Source organism: Planctomicrobium stercoris, assembly GCF_051465655.1.
In the GTDB taxonomy this organism is placed as follows: Bacteria; Planctomycetota; Planctomycetia; order Planctomycetales; family Planctomycetaceae; genus Planctomicrobium.
In genome coordinates, this window is the sequence record NZ_CP195791.1 from 2,802,490 (window position 1) to 2,823,377 (window position 20,888).

Sequence of the window (20,888 nt, forward strand, 5' to 3'; positions counted from 1 at the left end):
GGACGACGTGAACTTTAATACTCTGGCTCATCTGATAGGGTGTGGTCTGTGATGGACCGCCCGTTTCCTACCGTCACGGTCTTCATGATTTTAAACCTCCGGATCGCCTCAATGACAACCGGATACTTCCTCAGCGATGTGTGGTCGCTCAATCCCATCGCTTTTGCAACGTTGCGTTGCGTGGGGTTTTTGAGCCGAAGAACAAGCAGCATGCCGCGTTCTTCTTCCGTGATGGAAGGTGCATTTTGCCCACTCGATATTTCCCGAAGTGCATCCACCAGTTGGGGGAGTGCCCGGAGTGATTCTGCCATTTCACGTAGGACCCCTATTGACTCACTGTGCGCACCTTCACTAGAATCGACGACGTCGACCATGATTCACCTGGCAAGGTTTTTGTGGTTTGATTGACCCCGGCCCGGTGTTACTAGCACCTGGCCGGGATTTTTTTTGCGCCACCCAATATTAGTTGTTGCGTGACCAGAAAGAGTCAAGAGGCGCAACGAAACTATTCTTGGATGGAGAAACAAAAACACCCCTACAGCAGACCGGCAGATCCGCGTGTAGAGGTGCAACGCTCGGGACTTCTCCCGCACATCGAATTGTGATTTGGCAAGCCCTGCCGGAAGCCGCCATGCTTCGCTTCATACTGGAATTCACTAATGGGACCATTCTGTACCACGATGGGTCCATCTTGTCAACACTGTTTGCCCATGACACAATCGCGAACATATGAGCGAAGAGAAGCCAGAGACGTTCAAGGGAACATGCACTGTTGAACAGAAACGACTGTTCGAGAGGGCTGCGAAGCTTGATGGGCGATCGCTTGCAGACTGGATGCGCCGGGCACTCGTAATGGCGGCAGAGTCTCAACTGAAGGGCCGAAAGAATGAGCGAGACGATTAGCTTTGTTTGCAATGGGTGCGGGTCTAAACTGAAAGCGAAGGTGTCGAAGTCGGGTAACCAGTTCCCGTGCCCGAAGTGTTCAACTGCTGTGCGTGTTCCTGCAGTCGTTCCCACTCTCGCGAATCCTGCCATAGCTTCAACTCCAATCCCTCAGGTCACCACGGTGTATGTTCAGCAGAACACGCCAACCCAAAGTCAGGCGGTTCCGGCCCTGATCAACCTTTTCTTTCCTTCATTTGGGTATCTGCTCCAAGGACGACTTGGAAGCTTTTTTGTTTACTGGTTCGCGATCGCTCTCTTTCTCGTGATCGGGTTGGCAACAGCAGGGATCGGCCTCATCGTCCTGCCTCTCATCTGGATTCTGTCAATCGTGGACGCAGCCGGCTACAAGCCCAAGCGGTGACTCAGGTGTCAACGGTTGACACCTGAATTGTTCCGACGATGGGCGATCCAATCATCTCCGGCAGGTATCCTCTCCGGTCTTCCCTGGCGAACAGGACGGCCACCATCAGGAACAGGCATTCAGGCGACTTGGCAATCAATAAGAGGAACATCGTCGGGCTTTCTGGGTGAGTGATTGAGTCGAATCAGAGGCCGCATTCCTCGTCATCTCTGACGACCTTGAACCGGAACGCTCGATCTTTCGGCAGTCGCAAAACGCTTCTTCGCGACTGCTCTTCCCGAAGGTCGGTCATCCCACATCGAATGACTGGGACGCTCTTCGGAGCGCGAACACCGATTGAGACTTTGCCATTGGCCAGCCTCAGAATCGTGACACTGATTTCATCGGTGACATGGATCACTTCGCGGGGTTTGTGATTGATCTGGATCATTGCTCTTGCTCCTGTGAATTGATGAACTGGCAAAAACGACTGGGAAAATTCCCAGTTGACAGCGCGCACCGGCTGCCCAGTTCGTTTTCATGTGAAAGTCTCCAGGAACGAACGCATCTTCAGCGCCGTTGCCTGTGAGTCTCGGGATCAGCCAGCTCGCGTGAGACTGGCAAAGAAATCAGGCTGAGACACTTCAACCTGATGAGGGGTTACCGAACTTTCCAGATCGATGAGAAAATGCCGCCACCGTTGGCAGAGAAAAGCGATTCTGCCCGGGAGCATTGTCCGTTAAAAAGATTCTGGAGAGCCATCTTTGCCCGCCTCGCGTGGTGCGTTACATCGTCCGCACTTCCATGTTTTCCTGCGACTTCCGATTCGCGAACTGTAAACTGAACTGGTGTTCACTGTCAAGAAAACTTGGATGGAATTTTCCGGCCGCTAACCAGCAGTTCCCGGCGCGAGAAATCCGAGTGATCACCCCATGATCGGGGCGTCCACGCCAAGCTTGATCTTGAACATGGTCTCGTTCGGCGGATCGATATTGTAGGGGTCGTACCAAACTGGACCGAGCGGGTACCAGTGCTTGCGATCATTAAGAGTTGTGGGAGCAACATCGTCGGAATCCGAGATCGGCGGATCGGTCGAAATGAATCGCAGGATGAACGCTGCTTCACCTCCTGTCTCGGGGTCGGCGATCCCACTTGTGTTCCCAAAAAAGTCCATGATCGGTTCAAGCGGAATTGTGACGTCCTGTCCACGTGGAGTCGCGAAGTCGCGTATGTAGCTGGTCCCACTCTTGACCCATGGTGAAGGCCAGTCACCTGCACCAGTGAGCGCCATTGCGTCTCCGGCGACTCTGTACGAATCGCCGAGTGGGATGAACGGCCCGCGATAGTTTAGACGAGGGTACTGTGAGTGAGGAGGAGGTGGCCAACCGTTGGCAGTGCCACAACGGCAACAGCGGCGATCGAAAGCCATTCCCAGAATGCCATGGTCCACCGAATGAAGGCAGGGAGTTTCAACCTGCATACTTCGTTGGACTGGACCCGCGAACTAAAGTGGCATTTTCAGAAATACCGGAACGAGTCAAACTTCGTGACGTTCCCACCCGCCGCCATTCTTCTTTGGCAGCTTGTAAACAGTCCTGAAGATCCAGAGCGGGTACAGTTCTGCAGCTGTTTTAATGCGAACGATGGACGCCTTGTCGTCGAACCCCTTCGACGCTTTCACGTCGTCGACATAGGTTGTTCCATCGGTCATCAAAACAAGGAAGTCCGGCGTGTACCTGGCCGGCTGGCCTTCCGTGGGATGCGAGAGCGTCAGTGAGAACGGCTCGAACCACCATGTGGCAACATTTTCGTTTGCGTTCAGGAGAGCCGCGTATTGAGCTTCCACGGAATTCATCTCCCCGCGTTTGCGGCGAAGTCCCTTCGAGAGGATCGAAAAGCGGGTTCGCTTCGGCGTCGGCTGGGGTTTCTTGGTTCGCGCTGTCATTTGTAAACCCCCTTGACCTTGTGAAGCAGCTCCGCAGTTGTCCATGGTGGATCGCAGTTCGTTTGGTTCCACTCAATCAGTGTTGCCAGGGCATCGGCTTCGCCCATCCCAGACTCTTTGAGATAACAGACGGCCTTGTAGGTCGCCGAATGCCCACCTTGTCCGCTGGTCGCACGGAACCGCCGAATGTACGCGGCCCCATTCCGGATCGTCTTCTGTTCATTCGGCTGGGGTCCGCTGCTCTTGTTCGCGCCGGGCGGGTATCGCCATTCCATCTGAAACTTTGGCAGGGCCAGGGCGTCTTTCATGCCATGGCCTTCGACGAATTTGTACTGCTTTCCGTTGACGATGGAAGGAGGAGCGACCACGTACCCGCCATCTCCACGCACGTCGTAGCGGCCTTCCAGTCGCTGGGCATTCGGCACATGCTGGCCGGGCGTCTGGAAATAGAAATGGAATCCGCGGGGAGTCTGCACGATCGTCGTCGACTGTCCGCGAGTCGTGAAGAACCATTTAGCATCTTCCCGGCTTTCACAGTCGACAACGATGATCCCAGACGCCGCGCCGGTCACCAGTCCGAGATTCTCGCAGTTCCATGCGGAAGCCTCTTCATGCGTCGGCCGGCGATCCTGAAACTCTTCCCATGAGCGATCCGGACGTTTGCCGGCATCGATCTTTTCCTTCTCGGTCATTCCCGGCTTGATGGGTCGCCCGAGCGGGATCACTGTCACGTTGAAGTCGTTCAGGTACTTCCGTGCTGCTGCTGCGATCTGTGCTTTGTGGCTCGCGTACATCCTTGCTCTCTTGCTGGGAAACAAAAGCCCCCCACCCGCTCCGCAGATATTGCCCTGCAACGCTGCGGCTGTGGCCACAGTCCTCGGCTCTCGGGTGGTATGATCGTAGAACTCTGGGATCACACTCCAGAATTTCGACTGACAGGTTTCGGCTCGATCGTGGTTCTCGCCACTCGCCACGGTACTGGCAGCCTTCGCACCGCTCGCCCTCCAGGTGGGCCTATACGCCAACTGGGAAAATTCCCAGTTGGCTCAGGCTCGCGACTATCCACCGTACTTCTTTACCACGCGCGACACCTCCCTAATCACTTCCGGCGTGGGACCGTTCAAGCGGATCAGGTTCATTGCTCTTCGAACGTCTTCACTGCGTGACTCACATTCTTTGCGGCTCGCTCGGTCATAAGCTAAACGAGCCTTTGTTGCCGCTGCCTGAAGCCTGCGTAGTGGCTGACATTTTGAAGTGAAGTCGTTCAGTTTCTCCTGCGCGGCAGAGCTGGCGGACTCAAGTTTCTGGAGTCGAGCTGACATCGGCCCGTCTCCGAAACGGTGATGAATGGAACTTAACGCTGCCGTCAGATCCTTGCTTGAAACGGATTTCTTCGACATCTCTGATCCTCTTGGAGTTTCTGAAACAGAACAATCATTGAAACAACAATCGCCACACCACTCGGACGCCTGGCCAGCCAAGTCGTCTTCCCATGCCTCAGCGGGCGTCATGCCAGCGTGGTAATACTCCTTCCACTTCTGTTCGCCAGCATCCGCCGTACCTCGTCCCAGCAGCCTGCCAATGCAGATCACATCACGAAACCACGCTTCGAATGACGTCAGAATGGCACTTCTCCTTCCGAAGCTTCCTCGACAGGCTGTCCTCTGGCTTTGTTGCAAAACGCACAGAGCAGGATCAGCAAACCTTTGTCCCACTCCTCTTCATAGAGCCGCTGTCGGCTCCACCGGCTCTTGTCGCGACAGACCCATGTTCGTGGTGATGTGTGATGGAACTCCAGCTTGTTCCGGGGAGTCCCTTCGCAACCGCAGTCCTCGCACTGACCGCCCATCGCTTTGACGAGGATCTTCCGGCGAATGGCAATCCCCTGCAGCTTCCGCTTGTGCATCGGGCATTTACTGCGTGGGGGTTTCTTCTGTTTTGGCATCACATCGCCTCCCCTGCATGCTGCCGATCGATTTCCATCTGCCTGATGTGACCTGCAAGGAATTCCCCGCCGATCCGTTTCCGCTTGATCCACTCGATGTAGGACGCTGGAACATCCGCCAGGCGTTTCCCTTCATGCTGACCGAATGTCATGCGATATTCCGCCCCCACCTGCTTCGCCTTCAGTGAGTCGATCACCGCCCCTGCCTGGCGGAATGTGTACGCCGTCGCAACGTCTGGCTTCACCCCCAGCTTGAGCAGGAAGTTCACCTGCTTCTGCGTGGCACCATCAGGAGCTGGCTTGTAATCGATGAACGGATCGAACTTGCGGCCTTCGAACAGGTCCACATCAACCGCGTTGACCTGTCGGCGGCGTACGCGGCCCACTGTTTTGACAACTCGTCTTGCCCGGTCTGTCCCGACATTGGCCGCTTCCCACTTGCGTCGATCTTCCGTCATCCTCAGGAGCGAATTCAGTCTCTCAGGGTGATTCCGTCGCCAGTGCCGAATGGACTTTTCCCGCAACGCAGCTGGGTCGAAGTCGCACACTTCACAGCACTCTTGAAACGACACCTTGCGTTTATCAGAGTGCCCGAGAATCCAGAGCACAGCGTCCGTCGCACGCAGCAACATGCCTGGCGTGTTCTCGCTGGAGTCGCGAGCCAGGAACCGGTTAATCCGACCGATCGTGCTGGTGATCAGAGCGCTGGCGAGTTGAACGTGTGCCGCTCTGGCTGCGTTTGGAAGTGGAACTGTCTGAATCATGTTTCTCCCCTGTTGGTTGGTTTTGAGAGAGGAGAAACGATTCCCAGTCCGCTCCACGGATGTAGCGGGACTTGCCAAACGAGAGAACCTTCAGCCCCTTCCTGCGAGCCACCTTGAATGTTGCTGCAGTTAGTCCGGCTGCTTTAATAAAATCTTCGTAGCGATATGTTGCGATGTTGCTCGCTGCCATTTTGTTACTCCTCGACCTACCCCTGATTGGGGAGGAATTCGGGAGAAACTTTTTTCAAGATTGTCTTCACCCACCGGGAAAGCAGCGGCGAGAATTTTTCTGACGTTCAGACTTGGGTAAACAGTGGGTAAAATTCCCCACAACAGGTGTCACTGAAAGTGTCACCTGTCCCCAGCCGCGATGGGCAATTCACGATGCGAGACCTTTCGCTCAGCCACTGAAAAAGCCTGCAACGGATCGCCCTGCAGTCCGCCACCAGCCAAAAAGAACGGACTGGGGGTCAAGAGGTCGCGTGTTCAAATCACGTCGTCCCGACTTTACATAACCAGGGTTGAGGCAAGAGTTTACGCCTACCCGCACTTCGCGTGCGGTGCAACTTTCTACCGAATTTCTACCGAAATCGGAGGTTGCATCATGCGAAGAATCCGCACGCCGAAATATTCTTTCCACAAGGCCACCGGCCAGGCCCGCGTCTACATTGACGGGCAGGACCACTACCTGGGGCCTTACGATTCCCCTGAGTCCAAACGGAAGTACCGTCAGCTTGTCGATCGATGGCTCCGACGCCAGCAGGCGCGGCAGTTTCCCGAAATGACGCTGTCGAGTCTCTCACTGCTCTACAACGATCACTGCACGACCTACTACGTCAAAGGCGGGAAGCCGACTACCGAAATTACCAGCGTTCGGGCTGCTCTGAAGCCACTCCTGAAGCTTTTCCGCTCCCACATGGTGGGCGATTTCACCCCGTCGAAGCTTCGCACTGTTCGTGACCAGATGGTGAAATCGGGAATCACCCGGTACACGGTGAACAAGCACGTGGGACGGATGGTCAGGATGATCCGGTGGGCTGTCTCCATGGAATATTGCGGTGCCGACGTGCTGGCCGCTCTTCAGACTGTCGACGGCTTGAAAGCGGGCCGGTCCGCGGCTCCGGATCGCGTCCCGGTCAAGCCAGCCAGCCTGTCGGATGTCGTCGCCATCGAAAAGGAGGTTTCCTCCTCAGTCTGGGGCGCGATTCAGTTCCAGCTTTACACGGCAGCCCGGCCAGGGGAAGCCCTGATGATTCGCGGGATGGATATTGACCGCACCGGAGATGTCTGGATCTACCGGCCGGATTCTCACAAGACCGAACACCATGGCAAAGAACGGACAATCCTGATCGGACCAAAGGGTCAAGCCGCGCTCATGCCGTTCCTGCAGGCCGACACGGGGCTCTACCTGTTCCCGGTGCGGGGCTCCAAGGGGAAACGCCCATACCAGAGGCATAGCTACACAATCGCCATCCGGCGGGCGTGCAAACGGGCGGGCGTTCCGGTGTGGCGCCCGAACCAATTGAGGCATACCGCAGCAACTGCGATCCGACAGGCAGCGGACGTTGAAACCGCAAAGACCGTTCTCGGGCATTCGGAACTACGAATCACCGAGATCTACGCCGAACGGGACATGCAGGCCGCACGGGCGGTTGTGGCACGAATTGGCTAACGGTCCAGCTATAGCAATACCCGGCGTATAGAGAGAGGTGGGGACGAAATTCACTTTTAACCAGAGGGAGACGCCATGATGTTCGGTGATTATCGCGACGTGTACACAGAGGTCAGAAAGCATGACCGGAAATTGAAAAATTGGAGGGTGAAGGAATTTTTTCGCCGATTTTTTGAAGCGACTTCTCAGGCCGAAATTAATCAGCAGTTGATGAACCGGGACGAGATCAATCTCCTGCGATGTCAATATTTTTGGTGGCAACAGGAGCGGCCGTATTTCAACGTCTGGCTTCCTGTAATTCGCCCCATGGCAGGATTTCGAATCGAGGAGGTGCCGGCATCGTCGATCATGGATCCCGGTTACCCTTACTTCGAGATCCGTTTTCCCCAAGGAGCCATTGACGGTGTAACTGCGGCGTTGGTCTCAGCGTCTGAAAGCGTTGCGGCCGGACAAACGGAAATCCTGATTGCGATCGAGATCCAGGGCCCCCATTCGGCACATTCATTTTTCATGCGAGTCAATGACGAAACGTCCCAGGAGCCTCTGAAAACTCTGCTTCCTCTGCGGGAACTCGAACACGAATCACCGGGATTGATGCAAGCCTTTCGGGTCTGTATTGCCGCGATCCTCCTTCAGCAGAATCCGGAGATGGTTGAGCCGGATGTCTTCGCCGACGATCGAGAGAAATACGACGGTGGCGATGAAGCCACAAAAACGCACCTTCGTGAAAAGGCAAGGCGTCGGCGAGGCCGGATTGGATTCCAGCTGGGGAGAAAGTGTGAAGTGTCTCCCCACTGGCGAATGCCCCACCTTCACACTGTGCTATTCGGTCCGGGTAAGGTGCGTCGGAGACTGACGATGTACCCCGGCGTGCTCGTGCGACGTGAAAAGTTAACTGAAGTCCCGACCGAATTTCGTGGCACCGGAGAATAGACGCTGCCCCGTTTGGGACCTCAACCAGAAGCCTGCGAGGATTCGTTTCTTGCAGGCTTCTGCGTTTCGGTAGGGGCAGTGTGAGCGGCTTAAATCGATGGTTTCTGACTGCGGTTTTCGACGAAAAAATCTTTCATGGAGCTCGCAAAAATCGAAAATCGTCACCGGCAGTCTACATGTATACCCCAACCTGAAAAAGCTGTGAAATTCATTGCCTTTCCGTCTCTGACACGGATGCCGTTCTCTTGTAGATATTGAATGCCGTTTTACGCATTCCAATTTCAGACGGAGACTTTAGCGTTGAAAAGCACTTCAATTATGTCAACTGCCTTGCCGGACATTCTGCAAAATGATCTCCAGCCTGTCGCGACGATAGCAAAGCAAATCACCGGCCATCGCCCGTCCCCACCGACAGTGACCCGCTGGATCCGTCTCGGCGTTGGAGGCGGCATCAAACTCCCAGCCATTTATCACTGCGGAAAGTGGATGACCACGCCGGAGGCATTCACGCAATTCCTGACTCAGCAGACTGCTGCCCGCATGGCGACTTCAGAGACAGCTGACGATGCGACAGACGCAGATTTGATAGCAGCAGGGCTGCTTTGACAGCCAATAAAAAAGCCCCTGAGCGGAATCAGGGGCTTTCACAGTTATGCAGCCCATCTGGCAACGACTCCTTCAGGACCAAAAGCAATCATGCAACGCTCGGTTCAAACAATCAAGTCCACAAATATGATTTCGGGCGATAATCAGGATGCCCAGCGAGGCATCATTTGCCCTGTGGCGGAAATCAGTCGACTGCACCACGAAATCTCTAATCACTTGGAATCCGCAGTCGCAAAGGGAAGGCGAATCGGCGAGCTCCTGATCGCCCAGAAAGCTACTCTCAAGCACGGGCAGTTCGGCGTCTGGCTCAAAGAGAACTGTCCCTTTTCGTCTCGTACCGCACAGCGATACATCTCTCTGCAAAGGAACGTTCCAAAGGCCAAATGCGACACGGTGTCGCATTTGACAGGTTCCGGACCTGCACAGTCGGAGGTGCTTGACCTGTCAATTTTAACTGAACAACTCGAATCGCACTCTAAACAGCTCGCTGAACTAAGTGTTGCTGCTCATGCGGCTAGCGACGAAGACGATCTGATTCAGATTGCAAGAAGGGCCGTAACGATCGAAAGAGAGATACGAGAATCTCGCCTCAGCTCCGGAAGGACTCAGGGAGAGCGGTTCATCTAAGACACCTAAAAAGCATTTGATAGGCCACCGGTTCGGCCAGCCTGGCTCTGAAGATCATCGGCCAGTCCCTGCGGGGAAAACGATGCTCGCAAGATGTCCCGTGCTCTGTTGAGGTGCCACCGACGAACGGACAGAGCCACGACGCGAACTGTCGTGAGGGCGGTGTGACGGGGTCACCTGTGCAACACCGAAAACAAAACCAGCACAGGCGGAAGAGCGACCAGCCGAAACGGCGGAGACGACGACCATTCTTCCGAGATCCGATCCCTCGTACGGGGTCGGTCTGCTCCCACCTCACAACAGAGAACTTACGAACTGTCAGTAAACCACCGTCACCGCTCATGGTCGAACGGCCATTAATGCGGCTCCCGAGTTTACATTCCGCTCCTGCTGTATCTGAACCTTGGTAACGCCATGCACGACCTGACCTCACCTGAACACACCATGCACGAGCCCTGCAGGGAATCGTTAGCACGAACTCAAGATTCGCCAGCCAAACGGCCTGAGACCGACAGCCGCGGACGGTTCGCCGCAAGGCATAACGTCGACCCGCTCAAGACGTTCATCCTCCGGCTTAACAGGTCTCAGCATCGGAAACTCTGGGAAAAGGCCACTCGCGAAAATCGCCCGATGGCTGAAATTCTCCGGGAGTGGATTCGCCAGGGACTTTCGCAAGACCAGACGGAATCGACTTGACGGGTTCCGCGCGATATCGCGCACGATTGGGAAATGATGCCAACTCGAACATTGGAAACATCGCTGCCAACGCCCGCGGAGATCGCGACCATGTGTCTCGAAATTCAGTCGACATGGTCACCGCAGGAGCGAAGACGGCGACTGGTTGGCCGTCGCATTCCCGGTCAACAGACCGACCGCCAAGAGTCCTCGGAGGACCAAAATGAACCGTCGTGAAGCAATCGCCAGTCTGTCAACTGCTGTCGCATCGTCATTCACGGGAGCGACCGTTGAAGCGAAGGAAGCAGACCGCCCGCTCCTGCTGGTCATCAGGACGCCACTTCCATTGCGAGTGGTGCAGTTGCAAGCTCTGCGGGACAGTACGACGAACCTTCTGAAGGGAACGTCGCTGGAGAACATTCCCGTGTTCGTCTGTCCTCACGGGTTTGATCTGGAACTGGTCGAGGACCCGCGAGCCGCCAATGCCCACTAAAGCCGAACGCATGACCTCCCGGGGAATGGCAGCCACTCGAGCTCGCCAGATCCATCCGTCCAGGACCGAAAAGGCTGGACGGTCCTGGTACCAGTCAGCGACATGGAAACAGTTGCGACGGGAACACCTGGGCGAGCATCCCCACTGCGTCGAATGCCTGAAGTCGGGACGCCCTGCCAGCCAGTCACCCGGGAACGTTGTCGACCACATCAAACCACATCGGGGAAACTGGGAACTGTTCAGCAGCCCTCAGAACTTGCAAACGCTTTGTTCCCGTCATCACAGCCAGAAGACCTGCCGGGAAGACGGCGGATTCGGGCACGAACGAAAATCATCAACACACCGGAAACCATCATGACTCGTCAACAGGTCAGCGACTTTCTGCAGGCCTCGGACAGGCTTCAATTTTGGCTCGGAAACTGGCGGCTTTTTTCGGAGGGTCGCATCGAGCAATTGAACTCACACCAAGATCACGGGCTCGAAACGAACGAGACTTTTCTACGGCACCTGCTCGAACATCATCGGCAGACGGATGAAGCGGTCTGGGCAGTCGCGGACCAGATTATCATCGCCGATGGTGACGCGTCGCGAATTGCAAGAGTGGAGCTCTATCAGGCCACCGCATTCGAACCGGCGTTCTCAATCTGCGGTGCGTCTGCCCATGAAGCCGCATGCACGGTCCTCGTGAACTTGCTTTGTGCCGTCTACATCGCCCAAGAGCAGGGAATTCTCGACGCCGATGGTATCCAGCGGTGGATCGGACACAGCTGCCCGGTCAACTCTGCGGCTGTCGAGGATCTTGCCATGCGGCTGCGACGCGAACGCGCCCTCTTCGCAGGCCGCTACGGGACGGGAGCGGAGAAACCCTCCGAATCCTTCGCCGTGCACCACTGCAACTGACGGCATCGAGCAGCGCCCCATAGGGGGTCAATTTTTAACAGGTCCAAAACGCTGGAAACCACACCGCCATGTGCCAGCTTCTTCAGCGAAATCGATAGGGTGGGGGTTAAATCATGACACGAGCCGGGAGACCGAAGAAAGCTGCCGGGATTAGCACGCGTCGTCCGCGGGTCAGTCAATCTGTCCCCGCAGGCGTTCGCTCTCCTTCCGGTCGCCCCGAATGTCCCGCTTCCGTCGCCGCGGATCAGACTGCCCTGCAGATGTGGGACTGGTTGGTTTCAAATTTGGAGGCGATGGGAATTCTGACGCTGTCTGACCGGTTGGCCCTGGAGATGATCGCGAATGACTACGCGGAATTGCAGTCCGCAAATGCGATCGTCAAACGGGATGGCATGATCCTGAAGGGTGAGAAAGGCGGGAAGTATTCGCACCCGGCGTTGAATGTGGCGAACAGTGCCCGAAAGCGGATCCATTCCGCCTTGTCCGACCTGGGTTTAACTCCCCGTGCCCGGGAACAGCTCAATCTCCAACTGGCCGAAGTCCGTAAGTCTGCTCTGGCTGAATTCCGGAATGCGAAGCCTGCCAAACGGGGGAAAACGAAATAATCATGAAGTCCCCGCAACTTCCCAATCTGCTCAAGAAAGCCAAACGCCAAGGCTGGGCAAAGTGGATCCGCAGCGAAGCTGATGAACGGGCGATGCTCTCGGGCTGTTACTTCGATGTCGCAGCTGCGGAGCAGGTCGTTGACTTCTTCCCCCGGTTCCTGCGACACAGCAAAGGTCAATGGGCTGGCCAGGCTTTCGAGCTGCTGGACTGGCAGCGTGATGACGTGGTGATGCCGATCTTCGGCTGGATGAAAGCGGATGGTTTCCGCCGGTACAATTTCGCCTGGATCGAGATTCCCAAGAAAAACGGCAAGTCCACTCTGGGGGCGGGGCTCGGGCTGTACCTGCTGGCAGGCGATGGGGAGCCGGGAGCGGAGGTCTATTCGGTCGCCAATGACCGGAAGCAGGCGGGAATCGTCCACGGTGAAGCCATCATGATGACCAAGGCTTCCCCGGATCTGATGCAGGAACTTCGCATCAACCACACCACCAACACGATTTCCTATCCGGATCAGCAGAGCTGGTACCGGGCATTGAGTGGCGATGCCGATTCCAACGAAGGTCTGAACATCCACGGCTGTATCGCAGACGAAATCCATAGCTGGCACGGCCGCAAGTTCTGGGATGCACTCCGCTACGGGATGGCCGCGCGCTCTCAGCCGTTGTTTGCGATCATCACCACGGCGGGAAGTAATCCGCAGAGTGTGGCGAAGGAGCAGCACGACTACGCCAAGGGTGTGCTGGCGGGAACGCAGATCGATCAGCGGTTTTTTGCCTACATCCGGGCGGCTGATCCTGCTGATGACCCGCTGGATGAAGAGACATGGAAGAAGGCGAATCCCTCCTACGGTCTCACGATCAATGCAGAAACGTTTGCAGCCGACGCTCATGAAGCAGCAGCCAAGCCGTCCAGCTTCGCGTCGTTCAAACGCTACCGGCTGAACATCTGGAACACCGGAGAATGCCCGGCCGTCGATATGGAGAAGTGGGGCAGCAACCGCCGGAACTATACCGCAGAGGACCTGCGCGGCCGTGCCTGTTTCGCCGGTCTGGATCTGGCGAAAGTGTCCGACACGACCAGCTTGCAGCTGCTGTTTCCGGAGGATGATGGAACGTTCAAGACGCTTTCGTACTTCTGGCTGCCGGAAGCACGGGCTCATGAACAGAAAGATCTGGTGTCGTGGCTCGCGTGGGAAGAGGAAGGCTATCTCTTCCTGACTCCGGGCGAGGTCTGCGATTACTCATTCATCAAGAAATTCATCTGTGGGCTGTACGACCCCGCCGGCAACCTGCTGGAAGAGGGTCTGATTCACCAGTTCGAGTTTCAGGGAGTCGCTTACGACCCCTACAACGCCGAACAGCTGACGCAGCAACTGGAGGAGGAAGGGGGCATTTCCCGCCATCTGTTCCCGCAGACGATGAAGCAGTTCGCAGAACCGACCGGAGAATTCGAACGGCTGCTCATCTCCGGGAAGCTGCACCATCAAGGCCATCCGGTCATGGACTGGCAGATCGGCAATCTCCAGTTCAAGCACGACGCCAGCGGGAACAAACGGCCAGTGAAGCCGGCACCTCATGACTTCCGGAAAGTGGACGGCCCGGTGGCTCTGATCATGTCGATCGGCCTGCACACTTCGGGCGGGTATCAGGAAACGGCCTACGACAATCCCGGAGAGGGAGAGATCTGGTTATGAATCACACGGAATTTGCACATCGGGTCGGCGGGGGAATGGTCGCGCCGGGAATCCAGAACGCAGTGGACATGAACGCTGGCACGTGGGGCAGTCCCAGCGTCGAATTCCTGGATGGAATTGGTGGTCGGGAAGCAACGTCTGGAGTCCGGGTCAACAGCCGGACCTCACTCGGATATCCCGCGTTCTTCCGGGGGGTGAAACTCATCGCCGATACGGTGGCCAAGCTGCCGTTGACCGTGCATCGCCTGGAAGACGACGGCGGGATGCCCAAAGCCAAGGACCATCCCGCTTACCGGCTGCTCAAGCGGAAGCCAAATCGGTTTATCACATCCAAAACATTCCGCCGGACGCTGACGCTCCATGCCCAGATGCACGGGAATGGTTACGCGTTCATCCAGCGTGACGGCCGCAGCAACCCGCTGGACCTGACGATTCTGGATCCCGTTTGCACGTTCCCCATCAAGTGGATTCCGGCAGATACGAACATCCCGGAAGTTCATTACAGCACGGTCGTCGATGGCGAAGTGATGACCGTTCCGGAATCGGACATCCTGCACATCCGCAATCTCTGTCTGGACGGCCTGATCGGAATCCCGGTGCTGGATGTCATGCGTGAAGCGATCGGGATGGGAATTGCCGTTCGCCAGTTCGGGGCGCATTTTTTCGGGCAGGGAGCCAATATTTCCGGCGTGCTGATGGTTCCGCAGAACATCCGACCGGATGCCCAGAAGAACCTGCTCGAGTATTGGAAGAAGACGACAGCCGGTATGGCGAATTCTCACAAAGTCGCCCTGGTTTCGAACGGGGCCACGTTCACAAAGATGTCGTTCAGTCCGGATGAGGCTCAATTTCTGGAGACAAAGCGATTCGAGATCATCGAGATTGCGAACATCGTCGGCGTTCCCCCGCACAAGCTCGGGGACAACTCCCGCCAAGCCTACAACAGCATCGAAGCGGAGAACCGCAGTGCTCTGGATGAGTCCTACGATCCATGGCTGGGGACCTGGGAAGATGAATGCGAAGCCAAACTCCTGACGGAAGAACAGCAGGAAGAGGAATCGCATGTCATCCGGTTCGATCGCTCCAAAATGCTCCTGCCGACCCTCAATGAACGGGCGTCCGCGAATCGCGTCTTCTGCGAAATCGGCGTGAACACCATCAACGATGTGTTGCGTTCTGAAGGCCGGGAAACCATCGGTCCGGAAGGGGATGTTCGGTACCGTCCCGCGAACTGGATGGCGCTGGGAAGCGATACCGCAACCAGCAATGAAATGCTCAACCTGTTAAGGAGAATTGAAAGCCATGTCACTTCTGAAAAACGCGCCTAAGGCAGGCAAGGAAACCCCCGAACTCCACATTCTGGACGACATCGGCCCCAGCTGGGCCGGGATGATGGGGGCCAAATGGCTGGCCGGTGAGCTGAAAGCGATCGGCAACGATGCGCCGACGATTTCCGTGCGAATGAACTCCTACGGTGGTGAAGTCTTTGAGGGGTTGACGATGTACAACCTCCTGAAAGATCACCCGGCGTCCATCCACATGCACATCGACGGCGTGGCTGCCAGTATCGCATCCATCATCGCGATGGCGGGTGATACGATCAGCATGGCGGCGGGCTCCTACCTGATGATCCACAACCCCTGGACGGTGGCGGTCGGTGAATCTGGAGACCTGCGACACTCCGCCGACCTGCTGGACTCCCTCACGGACACTCTGGCGGAGGTTTACGCGTCTCGCTCCGGAAAAACCAAAGGGGAATTCCTGGACCTGATGGCCAAAGAGACGTGGATCGATGCGGACAAGGCGGTCTCGTTGGGACTGGCGACGGAAATCACCAGCAACAAGCAGGCGATTGTGAATTCACTCTCTCCGAAGCTGTATTCCCTCGAGAACGTGCCCGACGGTCTGCGGAAATGTGCCACGCTGGCCGCGAAACTCAATGCCCGGATCGACTCGATCGACCGGGACACGATGGATTCCCGGACGCGCGGTCATCTGGTGGCCAAGTTGCTGCAGTCTGCACAGGGAACCGGCGCGGAAGGGGTCCGAATTCCTGAGATTCTGGCCGGAAAAGCAGACTGCCAGACGGATGCTGCTCTGGAACTGTTCTCAAGCGTGCTGGAAATCCCGCTGGATGACCTGAAAGCAGCACACGCGGAGGATGGTTGCCGCTGTCAGAGCGATTCCATCATCACCCCGAAGATCGATCACCGGGCCCAGATCGCAGCCTGGAAGGCGGTCGGACAGAGAATCGGAAAGTGAGCAGTTGATCCTGACTCCCGGCAACTGCGCCCCCGTCGTGCTCGTGCATTGCGGGGGTTTTTCTTTGAGATTCTTCCGAAAAGCCATTGACTGAATCCGCGCGATATCGCGCGTACTGATCGCAGAAGCTGTTTTCGGGAGCAACACGAAGGATTAGGCGATGCCAACGATTAAAGAACTGCGGGAACGTCGGGGGAGTCTGGAAGCACGGTTCAAGGAAATCGTGAATCAGGCGGAGACTGAGGACCGGGCGCTGACGCAGGAAGAAGAAACCACGCTCGCGGCCATCAACAAGGACGACCTGGAACTGAAATCCCGGATCGAACGGCAGGAACAGCTGGCGAATCTGGGACGTGAACTGAACGAACCCAACGACCGGCGGATTGCCGGACGGGGCTCGGCTGCCGGAGATGACATTCGGCACGGGCGAGGTGACGCGGAATACGATGATGAGCAGCAGGCTCTCGCCTTCCAGGCATGGGCACTCTATCAGATGGGCGAAGAGCCGTCAGAACGCCAGATGGACGCTGCTCAGGCGGTCGGCCTGAACGTCCGGAAACAGAATCTGGAACTGAACCTGACTTCCAATTGGAATGTGGCCAGAGCGAACTATTTCAACTCACTGACCACCACGGTTCCCAGCCGGGGGGGGATGCTCACCCGGCCGGGATTGGTCGGGTCTCTGGAAATGGCGATGCTCCATAGCGGCCCGATGATCCAGGCGTGTGACCTGCTGGATACGGACACTGGCGTGGACCTGCCCTATCCGACGATCAATGACACCGCCAATGAGGGCGAGATTATCACGGATGATCAGGAATCTACGGAGGGCGACCCCTCGATCGGCGGCGTGGTTTTTGGGGCGTACACCGGGTCCTCAAAAGCCATCGTCATTCCGCAGGCGCTGCTGGATGATACGGGATTTGACATGCCCTCGAAGGTGGGCGAGATGTTCGGCGTCCGGCTCGGTCGGCTGATCAACAAACGCTGCACCACCGGTAAGGGTTCGAATGAGCCCTGGGGAATCGTCAACCGGGCGACTCTCGGAAAAACCACGGCTTCCGCCACGGCAATCACCGGCGATGAAGTCCTGGATCTGATCTGGAGTGTGGATGCCGCGTATCGCGCTGATCCATCGTTCGGGATCATGGCAGCCGACACGGTCTGGGTGACTCTGAAGAAACTGAAATCGACGGACGGTGTGTATCTCTGGCAGCGATCGCTGGCGGAGGGGACTCCCGACACGTTCGACGGGAAACCGATCTTCAGCAATCCGCACATGGACGATGCCATCACGGCCAACAAGAAAACCGTGCTGGCTGGTGCGTTTGGCAAATACAAGATCCGTCGCGTCCGCAGCATCATGATTCGACGCATGGTCGAAAAATATGCCTTGCAGAACGCGGACGGATTCGTGGCGTTCCTGCGGTTTGACGGGGATCTGGTCGATGCGGGAACGCATCCGGTCAAGTACCTGCAGCAGCACTCGTAACAAGCGGGGAAGGTGGTTACAGCACCTTCCCTCAATCTGGCAGCCCTGCCCCATCAACTTCAGTCATCGGGTCATCAGAATGTCTACCACCAGAATCAAGCTGCTCGTGGCTCGCGCCGGTCAAGGCTTTAGCCAGTCTCCCGGCGAGGAAATCGAGGTCGATTATGAGGAGGCTTTGAGGATGGTTGAAGCGGGGCAGGCTGTCGTTCTTTCTGCTCCGGTCCTGACTCCTGATTCTCCCTCGGAGGCTCCTGGAGAAGACGCTACCGAAGCTCCTGATTCAAAACCCAATGGCCGCAAGAAAACCGCTGGAGTGACAGCAACTCCCGCAGATCCATCAACCAAGGAACCATCATGATTCTTTCAGAACAAATCAAAATCACTCGCGTTCTCAACGGCGTTGCTGCCGGGACGACGTCCCAGAACGGGACCGGACTTTCCATGGAGGGATTCCGGGGCATCATGTTCGTGGCAGCTGTCGGCGCCCTGACATCCACGCAGGTGACCAGCCTGAAGGCTCAGCAGTCCTCAGACGACGCCAGTGCCGACGATTACACCGACATTGAAGGCTCTGCCACGGATGCTCTGGCCGATGCTGACGGAAACAAACTGCTGGTGATCGACATCTGGCAGCCGTCCAAGAACTACGTCCGGCCCGTTGTCGTGCGTGGAACTGCGAATGCGGTGATCGATGGGGTGTTTGCGATCCAGTATAACGCTCGCTCCCTCCCCACATCCATGAGCACCAGTGTCAAAGAACTGGTGAAGCTGGTCGGGACCGCCGAAGGGACTGCCTGATTCGAAGCCATTATTCGGGGGCTATTATGGCCGTCGTCATCACGACACAGGATCGAGGCAATTTTCCATTCGCCGCAGCGTGCAATTATCTTGGACTTGATCCAGCTGCTTTCGATCAGGTTGACGTTGTAACGCACTTGTACAACGCGGCTGTCGATCTTGTTCAAGAAACATGTTCCATTCAGCTGATCGATGCTGAAGGGGTTTTGAAACTTGATCAATTTCCCCGCGGCAATTTGGAAATCCAGATCCCGCGGCCACCCGTTCGGGAAATCCTGGAATTCACGTATCTGGACAGAGATGGAAGTCCGGTCACGCTGTCACCATCGGAATATCAGTTCGATGGTGACAGCAAGCCGGGACGTTTGTTGCCGGCACCAGGGAAGGTCTGGCCATCAACACTCAGAGATGCAATTCATACGGTTGTTGTTCGATTCAAATGTGGACCGGAAATCCTCGAAGGGCAGGAGTGGCCAACGCCCCCTTCCGCACAGCGTCTCGTCTTTTACTTGATGGGATACTGGTACGAGAACCGGCTGCAAGCTGGGAACGCGCCAAACGGCGACCCCTTCTATGAACAGCAACTCAGCCTTCTGAGGTGGATCTGAATTGAAAATTAAACGTTCCACCCGGGAAATACTGGTGAGTTTTCGACGGATCAAACTTGCAGCTTTCAAAGATGCAAACGGACGATCTGATCGACGGATACGGTCGAACTGGAGGCCGATGGGGGCGCGCCATTGCACTCTCGAGAAGCTCTCCGATTCGCATTGCTCAGTTTCCTGCCGGTTCGATGAATTGGTGGCAAGTATTGAATGCGAAGACCGCTTGGTGTTCATGGAGCGTCGACAGGAAGTAGATCTGGACATCACCCGAATCGACGTGATTGGAAGTCCTCCGAAATTGATCACGTTTCAAGGGGAAAGAATTAATGGCCGCCAATCCTCGACTCACCAAACTAATTGTCTTCACGCGAATCAAGCCAAATGCCTCGCGCGATGAGGGGGGACAGATTGATGAGTCTGATCCGAACAACTGGATCAATTTTGGAAGCCGTCGCGGTGATAGTCATCAGATTCTCTCGAGTGAGGGATACAACCAGAACCAGCAGCAACCAAATTCCGGCTGGTTGGTTGTCTGCCGCGGAGATGAACTGACGCGCGGCCTCACGCAACAAGACCGAATGTCATTTACAGACCACGGGCGGGAAGTCTGCCTGAACATCACATCCATCAAGACCACGCAGGATGTGCCGCACTACCTCGAGATTCAGGGATCGGAGATCTGATGGCTGCCGTTCGATTCAATTCCAACATGGCTCTGGGGGGCCGGATGGAACTCGACAAGCGACTGATGAAGCTGGCGGACAAAGACGCTCGCCGGATCAGCCGCAATTCCGTCCGAGCAGGTCTGCGAGTCGGGGCCAAGGATCTGCGGCAAGCGGTTCCCGTGGGTGAATCCAAGAAGATCAAAAAGGCCGTCGGAATCTCGCTGAAGAAGGACCGGAACAACAAGGCTGGACTGGATGTCGGCAAGTGGGGCGTGAACGTGGGGAAGAAACGGGACCAGATGGCGAAGCATGGTTTCGCGGTCATGGCCGGGACAACGGAACGGACCCAGAAGACCACCGGTCGGAGTACGGGTCAGATCAAGATCACCCGCCGAATCACGTTTGAAACGGCTCTGAAATCCCGTGCTGCGGTTGTCGCGAAGATTGCCGAGACCACGGAAAAAGGACTGGCCAAGCTGAAGAAATGATCGAAACCGGACTCCGCACATGGCTGCTCGCCAACGCTCCCATTCACTCGCTCACAGGGAGCGGAACGGAACCGGTGTTTATTGATGATGCCCCTCCCAACAGTCGCGAATACTTCCTGATCAGCCTGATTGATGGGGACTACGCCAACACGGTCGATGCCAACGACGCGACACATCGGGATCTGGTGGATGAGGAAGTCGACCTGGACGTGAAGGCAGAGACCATCGGTCGCGCCAAGACTGCAGGCAAGGACATTCTGGACACGTTGTTCCCGGAAGAGGGGAACAATTTCACCGGAGTAATGGGAGACCGGCAAGTGGATGCCATCTACCTGGAAGGGGTCAAGGCCGGCTACGAACAGCCTCTGAACGGTGAGACCAAAGGGCGACACGTCTATCAAATCACATTGAGAATCCATAGCAGGAGCGCATGA

28 protein-coding genes are annotated in these 20,888 nt (G+C 56.4%); 19 read left to right on the forward strand and 9 right to left on the reverse strand.

From position 1 onward, the window contains the following. Window positions 1–14 precede the first annotated feature (14 nt). A complete protein-coding gene (locus SH661x_RS11440; protein ID WP_437231044.1) occupies window positions 15–311 on the reverse strand; it encodes a hypothetical protein in 297 nt (98 codons plus the stop codon). Window positions 312–991: 680 nt separating this feature from the next. Here SH661x_RS11440 and SH661x_RS11445 point away from each other — a divergent pair. Continuing rightward, the gene (locus SH661x_RS11445) at window positions 992–1,306 is read left to right on the forward strand and encodes a hypothetical protein (RefSeq protein ID WP_437231045.1); all 315 of its coding nucleotides are present in this window, start codon (window positions 992–994) and stop codon (window positions 1,304–1,306) included. A gap of 1 nt (window position 1,307) precedes the next feature. On the opposite strand, the gene SH661x_RS11450 is transcribed toward SH661x_RS11445, so the two are convergent. The 8 genes from SH661x_RS11450 to SH661x_RS11485 all read right to left on the reverse strand — a co-directional run bounded on the left by SH661x_RS11450 (window position 1,308) and on the right by SH661x_RS11485 (window position 5,939). Further along, window positions 1,308–1,457, reverse strand: a complete 150-nt coding sequence (locus tag SH661x_RS11450) for a hypothetical protein (protein ID WP_437231046.1) — start codon at window positions 1,455–1,457, stop codon at window positions 1,308–1,310. 33 nt (window positions 1,458–1,490) lie between these two features. Then, window positions 1,491–1,736 carry a carbon storage regulator gene (locus SH661x_RS11455; protein WP_437231047.1) on the reverse strand — a complete coding sequence of 82 codons (246 nt, stop codon included), beginning with the start codon at window positions 1,734–1,736 and terminating at the stop codon, window positions 1,491–1,493. A 474-nt stretch (window positions 1,737–2,210) separates the two neighbouring features. Then, window positions 2,211–2,576 carry a hypothetical protein gene (locus SH661x_RS11460; RefSeq protein ID WP_437231048.1) on the reverse strand — a complete coding sequence of 122 codons (366 nt, stop codon included), beginning with the start codon at window positions 2,574–2,576 and terminating at the stop codon, window positions 2,211–2,213. Between the two features lie 246 nt (window positions 2,577–2,822). Next, window positions 2,823–3,230 carry a DUF1064 domain-containing protein gene (locus SH661x_RS11465; protein WP_437231049.1) on the reverse strand — a complete coding sequence of 136 codons (408 nt, stop codon included), beginning with the start codon at window positions 3,228–3,230 and terminating at the stop codon, window positions 2,823–2,825. After that, complete coding sequence (locus tag SH661x_RS11470) at window positions 3,227–4,024, reverse strand: bifunctional DNA primase/polymerase (protein WP_437231050.1); 798 nt, start codon at window positions 4,022–4,024, stop codon at window positions 3,227–3,229. Before SH661x_RS11470 ends, SH661x_RS11465 begins: the two co-directional genes overlap by 4 nt. A 264-nt stretch (window positions 4,025–4,288) precedes the next feature. Further along, window positions 4,289–4,630, reverse strand: coding sequence for a hypothetical protein (locus SH661x_RS11475; protein ID WP_437231051.1), 342 nt, complete (start codon window positions 4,628–4,630; stop codon window positions 4,289–4,291). A 218-nt stretch (window positions 4,631–4,848) separates the two neighbouring features. Then, window positions 4,849–5,175: a hypothetical protein gene (locus tag SH661x_RS11480; RefSeq protein WP_437231052.1), complete on the reverse strand. Its 327-nt coding sequence runs from the start codon at window positions 5,173–5,175 to the stop codon at window positions 4,849–4,851. Continuing rightward, complete coding sequence (locus SH661x_RS11485; protein WP_437231053.1) at window positions 5,175–5,939, reverse strand: putative quorum-sensing-regulated virulence factor; 765 nt, start codon at window positions 5,937–5,939, stop codon at window positions 5,175–5,177. The genes SH661x_RS11480 and SH661x_RS11485 overlap by 1 nt, the downstream gene beginning before the upstream one ends. Window positions 5,940–6,543: 604 nt before the next feature. Here SH661x_RS11485 and SH661x_RS11490 point away from each other — a divergent pair. The 18 genes from SH661x_RS11490 to SH661x_RS11575 all read left to right on the forward strand — a co-directional run bounded on the left by SH661x_RS11490 (window position 6,544) and on the right by SH661x_RS11575 (window position 20,888). Beyond that, entirely contained in the window at window positions 6,544–7,611 is a 1,068-nt protein-coding gene (locus SH661x_RS11490) for a tyrosine-type recombinase/integrase (protein ID WP_437231054.1), read from the forward strand. A 306-nt stretch (window positions 7,612–7,917) separates the two neighbouring features. Next, entirely contained in the window at window positions 7,918–8,544 is a 627-nt protein-coding gene (locus tag SH661x_RS11495; RefSeq protein ID WP_437231055.1) for a hypothetical protein, read from the forward strand. A gap of 318 nt (window positions 8,545–8,862) precedes the next feature. Then, window positions 8,863–9,150 carry a DUF1580 domain-containing protein gene (locus SH661x_RS11500; protein WP_437231056.1) on the forward strand — a complete coding sequence of 96 codons (288 nt, stop codon included), beginning with the start codon at window positions 8,863–8,865 and terminating at the stop codon, window positions 9,148–9,150. A gap of 90 nt (window positions 9,151–9,240) precedes the next feature. Continuing rightward, window positions 9,241–9,777, forward strand: coding sequence for a DUF3102 domain-containing protein (locus tag SH661x_RS11505; RefSeq protein ID WP_437231057.1), 537 nt, complete (start codon window positions 9,241–9,243; stop codon window positions 9,775–9,777). A gap of 898 nt (window positions 9,778–10,675) precedes the next feature. Next, window positions 10,676–10,945 carry a hypothetical protein gene (locus SH661x_RS11510; protein WP_437231058.1) on the forward strand — a complete coding sequence of 90 codons (270 nt, stop codon included), beginning with the start codon at window positions 10,676–10,678 and terminating at the stop codon, window positions 10,943–10,945. After that, window positions 10,935–11,303: an HNH endonuclease signature motif containing protein gene (locus SH661x_RS11515; protein WP_437231059.1), complete on the forward strand. Its 369-nt coding sequence runs from the start codon at window positions 10,935–10,937 to the stop codon at window positions 11,301–11,303. Before SH661x_RS11510 ends, SH661x_RS11515 begins: the two co-directional genes overlap by 11 nt. Beyond that, a complete protein-coding gene (locus SH661x_RS11520; protein ID WP_437231060.1) occupies window positions 11,300–11,845 on the forward strand; it encodes a hypothetical protein in 546 nt (181 codons plus the stop codon). Before SH661x_RS11515 ends, SH661x_RS11520 begins: the two co-directional genes overlap by 4 nt. A 113-nt stretch (window positions 11,846–11,958) precedes the next feature. Next, window positions 11,959–12,450 (forward strand): phage terminase small subunit P27 family, encoded by a 492-nt coding sequence (locus SH661x_RS11525; RefSeq protein WP_437231061.1) that lies wholly within the window; start codon window positions 11,959–11,961, stop codon window positions 12,448–12,450. Window positions 12,451–12,452: 2 nt separating this feature from the next. After that, on the forward strand, window positions 12,453–14,144 hold the full coding sequence (locus SH661x_RS11530; RefSeq protein WP_437231062.1) for a terminase large subunit: 1,692 nt from the start codon (window positions 12,453–12,455) through the stop codon (window positions 14,142–14,144). Then, the gene (locus SH661x_RS11535) at window positions 14,141–15,472 is read left to right on the forward strand and encodes a phage portal protein (protein WP_437231063.1); all 1,332 of its coding nucleotides are present in this window, start codon (window positions 14,141–14,143) and stop codon (window positions 15,470–15,472) included. The genes SH661x_RS11530 and SH661x_RS11535 overlap by 4 nt, the downstream gene beginning before the upstream one ends. Further along, entirely contained in the window at window positions 15,447–16,406 is a 960-nt protein-coding gene (locus SH661x_RS11540) for a head maturation protease, ClpP-related (RefSeq protein WP_437231064.1), read from the forward strand. The genes SH661x_RS11535 and SH661x_RS11540 overlap by 26 nt, the downstream gene beginning before the upstream one ends. Before the next feature lie 160 nt (window positions 16,407–16,566). Then, window positions 16,567–17,898: a phage major capsid protein gene (locus SH661x_RS11545; RefSeq protein WP_437231065.1), complete on the forward strand. Its 1,332-nt coding sequence runs from the start codon at window positions 16,567–16,569 to the stop codon at window positions 17,896–17,898. 79 nt (window positions 17,899–17,977) lie between these two features. Then, entirely contained in the window at window positions 17,978–18,256 is a 279-nt protein-coding gene (locus SH661x_RS11550) for a hypothetical protein (protein WP_437231066.1), read from the forward strand. Then, window positions 18,253–18,696, forward strand: coding sequence for a hypothetical protein (locus SH661x_RS11555; protein ID WP_437231067.1), 444 nt, complete (start codon window positions 18,253–18,255; stop codon window positions 18,694–18,696). The genes SH661x_RS11550 and SH661x_RS11555 overlap by 4 nt, the downstream gene beginning before the upstream one ends. Window positions 18,697–18,722: 26 nt before the next feature. Further along, window positions 18,723–19,304, forward strand: coding sequence for a hypothetical protein (locus SH661x_RS11560; protein ID WP_437231068.1), 582 nt, complete (start codon window positions 18,723–18,725; stop codon window positions 19,302–19,304). A 323-nt stretch (window positions 19,305–19,627) separates the two neighbouring features. After that, a complete protein-coding gene (locus SH661x_RS11565) occupies window positions 19,628–19,984 on the forward strand; it encodes a hypothetical protein (RefSeq protein WP_437231069.1) in 357 nt (118 codons plus the stop codon). Then, a complete protein-coding gene (locus tag SH661x_RS11570) occupies window positions 19,984–20,454 on the forward strand; it encodes a hypothetical protein (RefSeq protein WP_437231070.1) in 471 nt (156 codons plus the stop codon). Before SH661x_RS11565 ends, SH661x_RS11570 begins: the two co-directional genes overlap by 1 nt. Next, window positions 20,451–20,888 (forward strand): hypothetical protein, encoded by a 438-nt coding sequence (locus SH661x_RS11575; RefSeq protein ID WP_437231071.1) that lies wholly within the window; start codon window positions 20,451–20,453, stop codon window positions 20,886–20,888. The genes SH661x_RS11570 and SH661x_RS11575 overlap by 4 nt, the downstream gene beginning before the upstream one ends.